The sequence below is a fragment of the Nostoc favosum CHAB5714 genome (assembly GCF_020829495.1).
Taxonomy (GTDB): domain Bacteria; phylum Cyanobacteriota; class Cyanobacteriia; order Cyanobacteriales; family Nostocaceae; genus Nostoc; species Nostoc favosum.
This window is the reverse complement of sequence record NZ_JAIVFQ010000023.1, coordinates 43443-59485: the sequence shown is the minus strand read 5'-3', so window position 1 is coordinate 59485 and position 16043 is coordinate 43443. Positions and strand designations below refer to the sequence as shown.

Below are 16043 nucleotides of genomic sequence, written 5' to 3'. Positions count from 1 at the left end.
ATTTTTGGCGTTGCTGATTGAGTTCTTGAATTTTGCCTCATGCAAAGGCGCGAAGAATCTACCTTGAGCCTTGGTCAAAAATATCAATTCATCCCGCCAATATGCAACGCGAAATTTTCTAGCGTGATTTAGAAGAAATAATCTAGGAGTAAAAGGAAAGTTGCAATCATGTTAGAGATAATTAATCGTTACGCTCACGGATTTGTGCTTATTCCGACAATTATAGCTTGTCGAAAAAAAGGTTTCTTTGATCTGTTACAAGAGCAAAACTCACTAACGTTGGAGAAAATAGCAAAGCGGCTGGGGGCAAATGAAGGACACCTTCAGGTTGCCGTGAAAATTATGCAATCTTTAAATTGGGTTGTGCAACAGGAGAACGGAGAGTATTCTCTAACCGACAAGGCCAAAATCTCTCAAAAACTTCCAGAAGAGATTCTCGACTTATATCACTTGGAAATAGAAGCATACTTGATGGGAGAACAACAGAAAAGTTGTCTGGGAAAGTGGATTGCCCTCTCCCGGCAAAGATGGAATGTTGAGAACCCAATTATAGCAGACTTTTTAGATGGAATTTTAGTTATACCTGTCTTACTTGCACTTAAAAAGAATAATTTGCTTAATGATCTGGAGGATAGACAAAAACCTTTATTTTCAAAATTAAGTCATTCGGTGCGTGAGGAATTATACGAACTATTTATTAGCAAAGGGTGGGCATCTTTAAAAGATGGTCAAATCTTCTTGACTGATGTGGGTCGTTTTATAGTAGAACGGTGTTTGATTACCGGAACAGTTGCTTCCTACAAACCGATGTTATCTCGTATATCTGATTTGTTGTTTGGTGACACTCAGGTTGTATTTTCTAGAGATACGTCAAGTAACGAAAGACATATTAATCGCACTCTAAATGTTGTAGCCAGTGGGTTTCAACATGAAAAGTTTTTCTCTGATGTAGATGAACTAATTCTTTCTCTTTTTAATCAGTTGCCTTATGAAGAACAGCCAAAATATGTTGTTGATATGGGCTGTGGAGATGGCAGTCTCTTAAAAAGAGTATATGAGACTATTCAATATAAATCTGCAAGAGGGACTGTGTTAGAGCAGTATCCCGTGCAGATGATTGGTGTGGATTATAATCAGGAAGCATTGGAGGTTACTAATCATACTCTAAGTAATATTCCCCACTTTGTTCTTCAAGGAGATATTGGGAATCCGGAAAAACTTATAGCAGATTTAATAAATTTGGGTATCCATGATCCAGAAAATATGCTTCACATCCGCTCATTTCTCGACCATGACCGCCCTTTTATTCCTTCTTTGGATACTGCCAGATTATCTACGCGTTCTGTGATACCTTATCAGGGGGTTTATGTTGATAGGAATGGCGGTTCTATTCCTCCTCATGTGATGGTACAAAGTCTGGTAGAACACTTAGAAAGGTGGGCATCAGTTATGACAAAACATGGATTAATTGTTTTGGAAGTACACTGTTTATCTCCAGAAGTCACCTACAAATTTTTAGACAAAAGCGAGAACCTACACTTTGATGCCTATCATGCATTTTCTATGCAGCATCTTATAGAGGCTGATGTTTTCCTTTTAGCTGCTGCCGAAGCTGGTTTATTCCCGAAAGTTGAATTTTCTAAAAGATATCCAAGAACATTTCCTTTTAGTCGCATTACATTAAATTGGTTTGAAAAACGAGCTTATACAATTCGTCACTCAAATTTAGAAGACCTGCTGGCTTTAAACAACTTAGAAGTAGAATGTTGGTCAGAACATTTACAGGCATCTCCACAGGAAATCCGGCGAAGAATTGAAGAATTACCAGATGCTCATTGTGTTTTAGAAATAGGCGATCGCATTGTTGGTGTAGTTTATTCTCAAAAAATTTCCAGTACTGATTTATTGAAAAACACGACTTGGAAAAATCTACCATCCTTATATACAAAGCAAGGGACAATAGTCCAACTTCTTGGTATAAATATCTTACCGGAAATGCAGCAGCAGGGATTGGGTGACCAATTGCTGGAGTTTATGCTTCAATGGTGTTCTTTAAAAGGTGGTATTGAGAGTGTTGTGGGTGTGACTCGGTGCAAAAACTATGTCAATCACTCCGATGGAAGCTTTGAAGAATATATTCAAAAACGTAACGACCAAGGACAACTTTTAGATCCAATTCTGCGCTTTCATGAAAGTCATGGTGCCACGATCACAGGTGTACTGACTAACTATCGCCCAGAAGACACAGATAATCAAGGAAAAGGCGTTTTAATCGAATATAAAATTCACCACCGTCCAATCTCTCAACATAGAATTTCGGAAGAGATTGAGATATCAGAGAAGAAAAATCAAATCAATCAGAATCAAACCTCAGCTTCAATTGTTGAAGAAACAATCTGTTTAGTCATGGGTCAGAAGCGCATGGCTTCTTTTTCTGCCAAACGTTCTTTGAAGGATATGGGTTTAGATTCACTGGATCTTCTGGAACTCAGCTCGCAACTTGGTCAGCGCTTTAGGGTGGAACTACCTCCCACTTTCTTCTTTCAATATCCTACGCCGTCAGCTATAAGCACTTATCTTCAGGAACAAGGGTTGCTTAAAGAAGAAAATCTTCAAACAATACAACAATCTGATGTTCAGGCTCATAAAGAACAAGAAAGTTTAGAGCAACCTGCTATTCACCAGGAAAAAATTCAGCAACAGCTCAATAGAACCTCAGAAATAATAACTTCTTCTATATTAGAAACAAGGTCTTCTGATTTCTCTTCATTCCCAACTGAAAACAATACCCAGGAAATTATCGCAATTATTGGCATGGGATGCCGCTTACCAAGTGGTGTGAATAGTACCGAAGAGTTTTGGTCGCTGTTGTGCGAAGGTACTGATGCTATCACCGAAGTTCCTAAAGAGCGTTGGGACATTGAACATTATTACGATCCCGATGGAAACCAAGCTGGAAAGATATTTAGTCAACATGGAGGTTTCCTGTCTCAGGTTGATCAATTTGATGCCCAGTTTTTCAGGATTGCTCCTAGAGAAGCTAATAATATGGACCCGCAGCAACGCATTTTAATGGAGGTGAGTTGGGAGGCGTTAGAAAATGCCGGATTAAACCCTGAAGCTTTAGCAGGAAGCCAGACAGGTGTTTTCGTTGCTATCTGTAACCATGATTACGGCTATGCACAGGTCAGACAAGAGGAGGGGGACAAAAACTGTAATGCCTACTTTGCCACCGGAACCAGTGCTTCGGTAGCATCAGGACGAGTGTCGTACTTTTTCGGTTTCACAGGTCCGGCAATTTCTGTAGATACCGCATGTTCATCATCACTTGTTGCCTTACATCTTGCTTGTCAAAGCTTGCAGAATAAAGAATGTCATATTGCTCTTGCCTCAGGGGTAAATCTTTTATTATCTACTGAGTCAAGCATTAGTTTTTCTCAGGCAGGAATGCTTTCACCAGATGGACGCTGCAAAACCTTTGACGCTTCTGCTAACGGGTATGTTCGCGGCGAAGGTTGTGGTGTTGTAGTTCTTAAGCGTCTGTCGCAAGCAATAACTGACAAAGATAATATCTTGGCTCTCGTGCGAGGGACAGCAGTTAATCAAGATGGTGCCAGTAACGGTTTAACAGCACCAAACCCATCAGCTCAGACTGCTGTAATCCGTAAAGCTTTATCTGTAGCTGGTGTACATCCCAATCAAGTTTCCTACGTCGAAGCTCATGGTACAGCGACTTCCTTGGGTGATCCTGTTGAGATCAATGGATTAGAAGCAGCTTACGGGCAAGACCGAGGAGCAGAAAATCCTTTAGCGATCGCCTCAGTTAAGACAAATATCGGACACGCGGAAGCTGCTTCTGGAATCGCTGGACTGATTAAAGTTGTCTTGTCGATGCAACACAAGTACATTCCCAAGCATCTTCATTTTCAGAATTTAAATCCGAACATAAAACTTGAGCGTACTCCCGCAGTGATTCCCACTGAAGGTATGGAATGGAAAACGAGCAAGTTATCAAAGCAGCGTCTAGCAGGAGTCAATTCATTTGGGATCAGCGGTACTAATGCTCATGTCATCTTGGAAGAAGCACCAACACCCGTGCAAAGGAAGGCAGAGATTGTTCCTCCCAAGAACGTATTAACCCTTTCTGCAAAAAGTGAGAAAGGTTTGCAGGAACTGGCACAAAAATATGAAACTTATTTGAATCGCCATGCTGGGACATCACTAGCAGATATTTGTTTCACAGCCTCCACGGGAAGAGCGCATTTTGAACACCGACTGGCAATTATTACTGAATCTACTGCACAGTTGCGCGAGCAGTTGAGTGCTTTCAGTAGCGAGTGGGAGACTAGCGGACTGGTGAGTGGTCGTATTATCGACAATATTCCCAAGATAGCGTTCTTATTCACAGGTCAAGGGTCACAGTATGTGGGTATGGCACAGCAACTTTACCAGACACAACCCATATTTCGTCAAGCATTGGAGCGCTGCGAAGAAATTCTGAGTTCATATTTAGAAATACCCCTTCTAAAAGTTTTGTATCCAGCAACGGGAGAAAATTCTCCCTTGGACTCCACAGCCTACACTCAACCTGCTTTATTTGCCATAGAATATGCCTTGGCTGAGTTATGGAAGTCTTGGGGTGTAACTCCTGACATTGTTATGGGTCATAGTGTCGGGGAATATGTTGCTGCAACTGTTGCAGGAGTATTCAGCTTAGAAGATGGTCTAAAGCTGATAGCTCAACGAGGGCGTTTAATGCAGACATTGCCTTCTGATGGAGAAATGGTAGCTATCTTGGCGGATGAGGAACGGGTTGCAACAGCGATCGCACCATTCGCAAAAGAAGTTTCCATCGCTGCAATTAACGGACCAGAAAATATTGTCATTTCTGGACGCTGTAGGGCAATACGTAATGTTGTGAGTACTTTAGAAGCAAGCGGGGTAAAGACGACTCCATTGCAGGTTTCCCATGCCTTCCACTCTCCTTTAATGGAACCTATGCTGGATGATTTTCGGCAGGTTATCGCCGATATCACCTTCTCACCTCCACAAATCAATTTAGTTTCCAACGTCACTGGAGAGCTAATCACAAATGAAATCACCACTCCTGAATATTGGTGTTATCACATAGGGCAGCCTGTAAAATTTGCTGCTAGTATGGAAACTCTTCATCGTGCGGGTTATGAAGTCTTTTTGGAGATTGGACCAAAACCAATTTTATTGCGGATGGGTCGTTCTTGCCTACCACAAGCCGCGGGAGCTTTACTTCCCAGCTTGCGTCCAGGATATTCGGATTGGCAACAAATTCTGGAGAGTTTAGCAGAATTATACGTCCGTGGAGTAGCCATAGACTGGTCTGGTTTTTGGCAGGACTATGCGCCACGTCGGGTGATGTTGCCAACTTATCCTTGGCAGCGAGAACGCTATTGGTATGAGATTTTTGACTCGCAACCAGAGAAGCTGGAACAACATTTCCAACAAGCAAGATCAAAGCAACAGGTACATCCTCTTTTGGGATACCGTTTGCGATCGCCCCAGCCGACTTGGAATCAGTCGTTCGCTCGGCAGAAACTCGCTTATCTCTATGATCATATCGTCCAAGGGGCTGCGGTTTATCCTGGAGCAGCTTATGTGGAAATGGCTTTGGCTATTGCATCAGAAACTTTTGGGGAAAAAGCTTACATTGTGGAAGAGATTGAATTTCACAAAGCACTCTTCTTACCTGAAAGTGATATACCAACCCTTCAGTGTATTTTAGATTCAAGTCAAGCAACTTTTGAAATTTACAGTAATGCCAAAGATACCCAGGAGTGGGTTCGACATACGACAGGCAAGCTCACCCAACAGCCCAACAACTTTGTCCCGGATATAGTTGTGCTGGATGAAATTCATAGCCGCTGCACTAAAGAAATTTCTCAGAGCAATTTATACCAACGTTTCCAAGAAATAGGCTTTAAATATGGTTCTTGCTTCCAAGGAATCGAGCGGCTTTGGAGCGGTAAAGGTGAAGCACTAGCTAAAATTAGAGTTCCCAATGCTATAGAGACAGAAGTCAAAGAATATCAATTGCATCCGGCTATCCTTGATGCTTGTTTTCAGGCTCTGCTCGCCACTTTATCTGTTAAGGGGACTTACTTGCCAGTGCAGATAGACCGAGTTCGGGTTTACGGTCGTCCCGGAATCCAATTTTGGAGTCATGCCACCCTGGTAGAGCAAAGCGCCACCCATATTAAAGGAGACATTAAACTACTGGATGAAGCCGGAAACGTGCTGGGAGAAATTCGGGGATTTTCTTGCCAGTTTCTGGAGGACAAGCAGGGAGGTCTAGATAAAGAGGATTACCTCTATGAATACCAGTGGAAGTTGAAAGCACGCTCAGGTCAAGAGTTAATTCGCCCCGCAGCTGATTATCTACCCTCGCCAGTACAAATTGCTCTTGACCTTCAATCCGAAGCAACTCGGTTAAGTATGCAATTAGGACGGAAGCATTACTACGAAGAGCTAAAACCACAAATTGACGTTTTGTCTGCTGTTTATATTCTCAAAGCCTTAAGTCAACTCGGTTGGCAACTTCAATTAAACCAGCGCGTCAGCGTGAATTCTTTGGCACAGGAATTAGGCGTAATATCCCAGCATAAGCGGCTTTTAGGTCAGATGCTGGAAATTCTTCAGGAGGAGGGCGTGCTGCGTCTTCTTTTAGATGACCAATGGGAGGTCTGCCACATACTGGAACTAAACGACCCTATTGAGACTTGGAAAAAGCTTTTAGCTCAATTTCCTGCCTATCAAGCGGAACTAACACTGTTGGGACGGTGCGGTCAGAAATTAGCACACGTGTTACAAGGAGAGGTTGACCCACTGCAACTCCTTTTTCCTGAAGGCTCTCAAACAACAACTGAGCATCTATATCAAGACTCTCCTACCTATCGCATATATAACTTGCTGGCTCAAAAAGTCGTTGTTAAGGCGCTAGAGTCTTTACCACAAGGACGAACAGTGCGGATTTTGGAAATTGGCGCAGGTACGGGCGCGATGACATCTTATGTGCTGCCAAAGCTACCGCAACAGTGGACGGAGTATGTATTTACTGACGTTTCCCAACAGTTTATGATCTCTGCAAAGCAGAAGTTTCGCGATTATTCTTTCGTTGAATACCGAACTTTAGATATTGAAGCAGATATTATAGCACAAGGATTTGAGCCGCATTCTTTTGATCTCATTCTGGCATCAGATGTACTGCACGCCACTGCTAATTTGCACTCTTCACTTGAGAATGTTAAACAGCTTCTGAACTCACGGGGATTATTGGTTTTGCTGGAGTTAACAAACCCTCCACGCTGGGCTGAACTGGTATCTGGATTGCTCAAAGGTTGGTGGCTATTTACTGATGTGGAATTACGCAGATCGCACCCATGTATTTCGGAAGCAAAATGGCGAGATGTACTAGAAGATGTTGGGTTTACTGAAGTTGCTGGTCTTTCAGATAGAGAAGCAACAGATCAGCCTTTACATACTGTTATTCTGGCTACTGATTCTAAACACAGCCAACCTTTTAAAGTTAATGGTGAAGGCAAGACAAAAATACGTCACGAACAAAAGGAACAACTCAAATCAGTTGCACCGACCAAGCCTGAAAAGCAAGGAAGTTGGCTGATTTTTGCCGACAGTGATGGAGTCGGACAACAGCTAGCACAAAAACTTAGAGAACTGCAACAAATCCCGGTGCTGATTTCGCCTGGAGAAGTTTACCAGCGCCTTGATACAAATGACTTCCAGCTTTGCCCGGAAAACTCAGAAGATTTGCAGCGACTTGTTGAGACTGTTGATGCAAACCAGCTAGCTGATGGCGGTGTGGTTCACCTCTGGAGTCTGGACACGCCAGATCCTGAGGAGATGACAACTACTTCCCTAGAGTCAGCGCAGACACGCAATTGTGTTAGTGTTGTGCACTTAATACAGGCTCTGACTAAAGCCAATTGGTCTAGCTCTCCCCGTTTGGTGCTAGTCACTCGTGGAACCCAAACAGTAGGAGGTTTAAAATCTGTCTCGGTTGCACAATCTCCTTTGTGGGGTTTGGGTCGTACGATCAATAACGAACACCCCAATCTTCGCTGTACTAGGGTGGATTTGAGTCCAGCCACTACAGAAGAGGAGATTCAGTCTCTCCTATTCGAGTTGTTAGCAGATGAGCAAGAAGATGAAATTGCGTTGCGGGACGAGTTTCGTTATGTACATCGGTTGATACCGATGTCGCCAGCTTCTTTGCGCCAAAATTCAAAATCCCTTGTCCAAAATCAACAACCCTTCCGCTTAGAAATTTCTACACCTGGAGTGTTGGACAATTTGATACTGCGGGCGATCTCACGTCAACAACCTGCAGATGCAGAAGTTGAGATTCAGGTTTGTGCCGCCGGGCTAAACTTCAAGGATGTCATGGCAGCAATGGGTATGCTCTCAGACGAAGCTTTAGAGGGGGGTTACTCAGGGCGATCGCTTGGTATAGAGTGTAGTGGAATTATTACTGCCATTGGCTCTAGTGTAAAAGGATTTAATATCGGGGATGAAGTCATTGCTTGTGCTTCTTATAGCTTTAGTACACATACAATGACAGATGCCCGTCTTGTAGTGCATAAGCCGGAACATCTGAGTTTTGAGTCAGCTGCTACAATTCCCACGACTTTTTTGACTGCCTACTATGCGATACACTACTTGGGACGCCTCCGTCAGGGTGAGCGGGTTCTCATTCATGGTGCTGCGGGTGGTGTAGGTCTTGCTGCCATTCAACTGGCTCAAGCTGTTGGCGCAGAAATTTTCGCCACAGTTGGCAGCCCGGAAAAACGGGAATTTTTAGAAGCGCTTGGTGTGAAGCACATAATGGACTCCCGATCTCTAGCATTTGCTGATGAAGTGATGGAACGCACAGGTGGTAAAGGCGTAGACATCGTTCTCAACTCTCTAGCAGGAGATGCCATTCCTAAGAGCATCTCTGTCTTGGGAGCTTATGGACGTTTCATAGAAATCGGCAAACGAGATATTTACGCAAACAGTAAAGTAGGACTACGACCTTTTGGGAATAATTTGTCGTTCTTTGCTGTGGATCTGGATCGGTTATTGCGAGAACGCCCTGATTTTGCTACCTCGTTACTGCGTGAAGTCATGCAACAGGTTAACGCGAAAATCCTTCACCCGCTTCCTCACCGAGTCTTCTCCATCTCACGGGTGGCAAATGCCTTCCGCCACATGGTGCAAGCTAAACACATTGGCAAAATTGTCGTGTCGCTGCAAGATGCAGATGTAGCAGTGGCTCCTTCATCTGAACAAACAGTCACATTTGCTGCCGATGTCAGCTACTTGATAACAGGCGGACTGGGTGGATTTGGTATAGCAGTGGCTCAGTGGCTGGTGGAGCAGGGTGCCCGACACTTGGTACTGATGAGTCGCACGGGTGCCTCCTCACCACAAGCCAAGGAAGCGGTAAAAACTTTGGAGCAAGCAGGTGTTCGTGTGATGATTGCCTTGGCAGACGTAACACAACAAGAGCAAGTCCAGGGCGTTCTTGCTGACATTCAGCAGTCTATGCCGCCGTTACGAGGCATTATTCACGCTGCAATGGTTCTAGATGATGCTGCTTTGGTTGAACTGAACCGAGAGCGCTTACATAAGGCGATCGCACCCAAGAGCATTGGAGCCTGGAATCTACATATCCACACTTTAAACACACCTTTAGATTTCTTCATCCTTTTTTCCTCGGTGACTTCTATTATTGGAAGTTCAAGACAGGGGAATTATGCAGCTGCCAATGCTTTTCTTGATGCACTAGCGCATTACCGCCACACTCAGGGTTTGCCAGCCTTAACAGTCAACTGGGGTAGAGTGGCTGATGTTGGTTATGTTGCTGAACGTACCGATGTCAATCGATATATGGAGCGGATTGGAACTAAACCCTTGCAATCTCAGCAAGCACTAAAGATACTGGCACAATTACTTCAACAACAGGTCGTCCAGATGGTGGTAGCACCGATGAACTGGGAGCAGTGGGGTGAGATTCATTCCTCTGCGGCATCAGGGCGATTTTCTCGTCTGATTAGCGAAAAAGCAGTTTTACGAAAAGCAAATGCCGACAATACCGAAAGAGATTCCCTCGAAAAAGGTCTGTTAGCTGCCTCTTCGGCAGAGCGCCAGCAAATGTTAGAATTGCGCGTCAGTGAAGAAGTAGCTAAAATACTAGGAACTTCTATCGCCAAGCTAGACATTAAACAGCCCTTGACGAATTTGGGACTTGATTCATTAATGGCAGTCGAGCTGAGTAATCGGCTTAAGAAAGAGCTAGGTGTAGACGTACCCACCATGAAACTCCTTGGGGGTACAAGTATTGCCCAATTGGCTCAAGAGCAAGTTCAGCAAGTGCCTTCAGGCAACTCCACTTCCAAAACACTATCACGCTCCTCTGTTAAGCGATCGGCAACCGAATGGATCGTTTGTCATACACCAAATCCGGATGCCCAACTGCGTCTATTCTGCTTCCCGTACAATGGGGGAAACTCCTCTGTATTTCGTTCCTGGTTAGATGAGTTGCCGTCAGATATAGAAGTCTGTGCTATTCAGATACCTGGGCAAGTGAACCGTCCCAACGAACAGCCATTTCATCAACTGGCTTCACTCACACAAAACTTGGCACAAGTTCTACTTCCTTATTTGGACAAACCAATCGCATTCTATGGTCATAGTCTGGGTGCATTGATCAGCTTTGAACTAGCCCGCCTACTGCGCCAAGAATATGATATAGTTCCGTATCACTTGTTTGTTGGCGCTTTTCATGCTCCGCAACTTCCAGATCCATTCCCATCCCTGACTCATATCTCTTTGGATAAGCTTTCTGATCCTACGTTTTTAGAGACTTTAGGTTATACAACAGATACATGGACTTCGTTTTTAAAAGATGGTGAGTTCATGAGATCGTTGCTACCAGTTCTAAAGACAGGAAACCAACTCCATAAGACTTATACTTACTCTCAAGATGAGCCACTGGATTGTCCCATTTCCGTATTTGGAGGTCTCCAGGATAAACTAGTGAACCAAAACCTTCTTGAGGCTTGGCGCGAGCAAACTCGCAGCGCCTTTAAGCTACACATGTTAAATGGCAATCATCTCTTCCTGCACAGCGATCAAAAACAGCTTTTGCAAGCGATATCTCAAGAACTGATGTCAATTCTGAGAAAATAACTAAAGTAGCAAAAATCGTAGCAGATCAAGAACATCTGTCAGAGGTTGAGCGTCTCAACCTCAGCCTCCAACTCGATGCTCAACTACTAGTACATCCAATCTTGGCTGTCTTAACCAATCACCTAAATCCTTACTTAATGCTTGAAAAGGAGATAAATAAATGATATTACTTGATGGTCCGAAAACTCCAGGTCCTATACAGATGCTTCAGTGGATTTTTGACCCTTTAGGTTACACAGAAGCTGCTAGTCAAAGCTATGGTGATATTTTTCTCGGAAAAGTCGGTTGGGATTATAGTCCCCATGTGTTTGTCAGCAATCCAAAAGCAATTGAACAGATTTTTACCAGTGAATCAAAACAGTTTTACCCTTTAACAGAATCATTCAAAAAATTTAGCAAGCCGATACTAGGAGAACACTCAATATCAGTTTTAGAGGGTGTTAACCACAAACGTCAGCGCCAATTATTGATGCCTTACTTTCATGGAGAACAAATAAAAAAGTATGGAATAGCAATCTGCAATATTACTGAAAAAATTATGAGTCAGTTAGAACCTGGGAAACCTTTCTCAGTACATGAACTCATGAAAGATATCAGTTTACAGGTTATTTTAGAAGTTGTATTTGGTTTGTACAAAGGAGAGCGTTATCAGCTTCTAAAAAAGCTACTAATTTCATGGTTAAATTATTTAGTTTCTCCAGTTCATGCTACTTTATTATTTTTTTCTTTCCTTCAAAAAGATTTAGGCTCTTGGAGTCCGTGGGGACGTTTTATTCGCCTAAAGAAACAACTTGATGAAGTTCTGTATAGTGAAATTCAAGAACGACGAAAACAAGTTGATTCTGAACATAATGACATTTTGACATTGTTGCTATCTGGTCGAGATGAAAAAGGTGAGGGGATGACAGATAAAGAGTTGCACGATACTTTATTAACACTATTAATTGCTGGATATGAAACAACCTCAGGGTCACTGGCTTGGGCTTTATACTGGATTCACCATATGCCAAACGTTTATAATAAACTGCTAAAAGAACTTGATTCTCTGGGTAACTCTCCAAATCTACTTTCCATTTCTCAACTTCCTTATCTCACTGCTATTAGTCAAGAAACTCTACGAATTTATCCAATTGCGCCGCTAAATCTTCCACACTTAGTAATAAAGCCTGCCAGACTAATGGACTATGAGTTAAAACCTGGTACAAAAGTGGTTATTGATATCTACCAAACTCATCACCGTGAAGATTTATATCCAAATCCCAAGCAGTTTAGACCAGAACGTTTCCTAGAAAAACAATTTTCGATCTATGAGTATTTGCCTTTTGGAGGGGGCAGTCGTCGCTGTATCGGCGCAGCATTAAGCCTATTTGAAATGAAGCTTGTATTAGCAACTATTCTGTCGCGCTATCAACTAACGCTACTTGATAAACAACCTGTGCAACCACGACGTCAAATATCTTTTATAGTGCCTGCTGGTGGTGTAAAAATGGCGGTAGTGGGGCAACGCTAGCCCTAAGAGCAACCAAGCAGTAGATAGAGCATTAACTGTTTGTGTAGGCAATTTACTCAAAATTTAATCATGAGAATTTTATGATGAAAGAATTTGAAAATAAAGTTGCGCTAGTGACAGGTGGCAATTCTGGCATTGGTCAAGCGACTGCTTTGGCTTTTGCTCGCAAGGGAGCATATGTAGTTATTGGCAGTCGTCGAGTTGAAGAAGGTGAACAAACGGTTCAACTTATCAAGGATGCTGGTAGTGAAGCTATCTTTGTTAAAACTGACGTGACTCAGGCGGCTGATGTTGAAAACTTAATCAATAAAACAGTTAAAGCTTATGGTCGTTTAGATTATGCCTTCAATAACGCTGGAGTTGAGGGAATAATCGGTCCGAGCATAGAGCAAAGTGAAGATAATTGGAATAACATCATCGATACTAATCTTAAAGGAATCTGGCTGTCGATGAAGTATGAAATTCTTCCAATGCTTAAGCAGGGTGGGGGAGCGATCGTTAACAATGCTTCTGTCGGGGGAGTGATCGGCATCATGTACGGTTCTATTTACTGTGCTAGCAAACATGGTGTAATTGGATTGACAAAAGCTGTTGCCTTAGAACAAGCTCAAACTGGTATCAGGATTAACGCTGTCTGTTCAGGTGCGATCGAAACACCAATGGCTAAACGTGCTTATAGTACTGAGGAATTCCACGCACACATGCTAGCAAAACATCCTATTGGACGTTTTGGTCAACCAGAAGAAGTGGCTAATGCCGTAATCTGGCTATGTTCAGATGGGGCAAGCTTTATCACTGGTCACCCTCTGCTCATTGATGGAGGTTTTACAGCTCAGTAACTTTGACATTCTCTGTTTGTAAACCAAGGAGAAACAATGATACAGAACCAATTTGTTGGAACTTGGCGATTGGTATCTTATGAACTCAGGGGTGCTGATGGTCAGCTTTCCTATCCATATGGACCAGATACGGTTGGGTATCTCATGTACTTACCAGACGGATATATGTCTGTAGTGATCATGTCTGCTAATCGCCCTAAGTTTGCTGCTTCTGATATTATGTCCGGGAACATAGAAGAGAGAGCTACTGCTGCTAAAACTTATATCTCCTATTGTGGTAAATATGAAATCCAAGGAAACAAAGTTATTCATCACATTGAAGCTAGCTTGTTTCCCAATTGGATTGCTGTAGACCAAGACCGTTTCTTTGAATTTACAGCCGAAAAATTGTCATTGAGCACAACGCCAATTTTGGTGAATGGTCAGCAGCAAACTGCTCATCTAATTTGGGAACACGTTTAATATTAAGTTCGGTTTTCCAGCATTCAATAAAAGTGCTACTGTACATCTACTAATGCACCTTTACAACAGGTTAAGACACAGATGAATTTGAAACAAGAAATAGGATTGTTAACTTCTCATCCACTCGCTATGGGATCCTTTACCAACTGGTTAAAGTTGCTTATTTATAACGGTGGTGTTGATAAAAAATATATACCTAAAGCGCTTTATATATCGCTAATAAGCTGCTTAGGAATTCCTTTGAGAATAATAGAAAGAGTTAAGTATAACAAAAATTTTGAAAAATTAGAAATTGAACATTCACCAATTTTTATACTTGGGCATTGGAGAAGTGGTACTACTTATCTTCACCATTTGATAAGTCAAGACCCAAATTTAGGATATGTATCAACAGGTCAAGCCTATGCTCCAGAGATGTTTTTAGCTCATCAAAAACTATTGAATTTTATTTCAAACAATTTTCGTCCTAAAACCAGATTAATGGATAATGTAGAATCTTCTAATATTCTTCCTGAAGAGGAAGAGTATGCAGTAGGAAATATTTCTCCTTATTCTTTTATTCATGGTGCAGTCTTTTCAAAAAACATAAGTAAATATTTCCAAGATGTTGTTTTGTTTCACCAAGTTTCTGAAGAAAGAAAGTTGCAATGGAAGAATTATTATATAAATGTTTTAAAGAAAGCAACTTTACACATGGATAGCAAAAGACTCGTTCTCAAAAATCCTCCTAATACAGCAAGAGTTCAACTCCTCTTGGAAGTGTTTCCTACAGCAAAATTTATTCATATTTATAGAAATCCATATATAGTCTATGCCTCAACAAAGCATTTATCTCAAAATATTTTACCAGCATTTGCATTACAGGAAATCAGTGAACAAGAATTGGATGAAAATATCTTAAAATTTTATCAACAGTTAATGCACAAGTTTTTTGCTGATCAAAGCCTCATTCCCGAAGAAAACTTAATAGAAATTAAGTATGAGGATTTTGTCGGTCATGAACTGGCACAACTTCAGAAAATATATGAACACCTCAATTTACCGAATTTTGAAAAAGCCGAAGAAAATTTTCAAAAATATATTGATGCTCATTCTAACTATGAAACAAATAAGTACTTATTTGATGAAGAGACAATAACAAAGGTATATGATGCGTGGAAATTTACTATTGATAAATGGCAATACAGCCCTCCTAAGTCATCTTGATAAAGAGTGGTAGAAAAAGAGTACTAAATAGTGGATGTAAAATGAGGCAACAACAACGGGGTGTAACAATATGGTTAACTGGTTTCAGTGGAGCAGGCAAAACCACTATCTGTCAATTTGTAGAAGAAAAACTACAAGCACAGGGATATAAAGTTGAAGTCCTAGACGGTGACGTAATGCGTCAGAACCTCTGCAATCAACTAGGTTTTAGCAAAGAGGATAGGGAAGAAAATATTCGGCGTATTGGCTTTGTAGCTCACCTTCTTACCAAAAATGATGTGATCGTTTTAGTTTCAGTTATCTCACCGTACCGCCATATTCGCCAACAAATGCGGCAGCTTATTGGAAATTTTATCGAAGTGTATGTCAATGCACCATTAGAAGTTTGCGAACGGCGAGACGTCAAAGGGTTATATAAAAAAGCCAGAACAGGGGAAATCAAGTGCTTCACTGGTATTGATGACCCTTACGAAGTACCACTTCACCCTGAAGTCGAATGTACAACTGAACGAGAAAGCATTGTACAAAGCGCAAATAAGGTTTTAAATAAGCTGGAGGAGTTGGGTTATATCGACAGAGTAAACGCACATTTTCTTTTTTAGAAGATGGTTGACAAACACGGGTCAGATAGGGAAACAGCCGATGCTCAATTCAGAAGGGGAGCAATGCGATTTTGTGGGATGATTCCAAATTGGGTGCGATGCCTTCGGCGGGCGCAGTTATCGCTAATTACATTATCAGTATAAATAAATATTAATTACGACAAGTATAGTAATAATATTTAGATAAGACAACTCACTAAG

6 protein-coding genes are annotated in these 16043 nt (G+C 41.9%); all 6 read left to right on the top strand.

The genetic code is table 11. The annotated features are described in order from the left end of the window. The first annotated feature begins 168 nt into the window (after positions 1–168). The 6 genes from LC586_RS17125 (at position 169) to cysC (ending at position 15842) form a co-directional block, all read left to right on the top strand. Positions 169–11223, top strand: a complete 11055-nt coding sequence (locus LC586_RS17125) for a type I polyketide synthase (protein WP_229485961.1) — start codon at positions 169–171, stop codon at positions 11221–11223. Between the two features lie 160 nt (positions 11224–11383). After that, positions 11384–12733 carry a cytochrome P450 gene (locus LC586_RS17120; RefSeq protein WP_229485960.1) on the top strand — a complete coding sequence of 450 codons (1350 nt, stop codon included), beginning with the start codon at positions 11384–11386 and terminating at the stop codon, positions 12731–12733. Positions 12734–12816: 83 nt separating this feature from the next. Next, complete coding sequence (locus tag LC586_RS17115) at positions 12817–13572, top strand: SDR family oxidoreductase (RefSeq protein ID WP_229485988.1); 756 nt, start codon at positions 12817–12819, stop codon at positions 13570–13572. 36 nt (positions 13573–13608) lie between these two features. Continuing rightward, the gene (locus tag LC586_RS17110) at positions 13609–14034 is read left to right on the top strand and encodes a lipocalin-like domain-containing protein (protein WP_229485959.1); all 426 of its coding nucleotides are present in this window, start codon (positions 13609–13611) and stop codon (positions 14032–14034) included. Positions 14035–14115: 81 nt separating this feature from the next. Continuing rightward, positions 14116–15240 carry a sulfotransferase family protein gene (locus LC586_RS17105; protein WP_229485958.1) on the top strand — a complete coding sequence of 375 codons (1125 nt, stop codon included), beginning with the start codon at positions 14116–14118 and terminating at the stop codon, positions 15238–15240. 41 nt (positions 15241–15281) lie between these two features. Beyond that, a complete protein-coding gene (gene cysC, locus LC586_RS17100; RefSeq protein ID WP_229485957.1) occupies positions 15282–15842 on the top strand; it encodes an adenylyl-sulfate kinase in 561 nt (186 codons plus the stop codon). Positions 15843–16043: the final 201 nt, after the last annotated feature.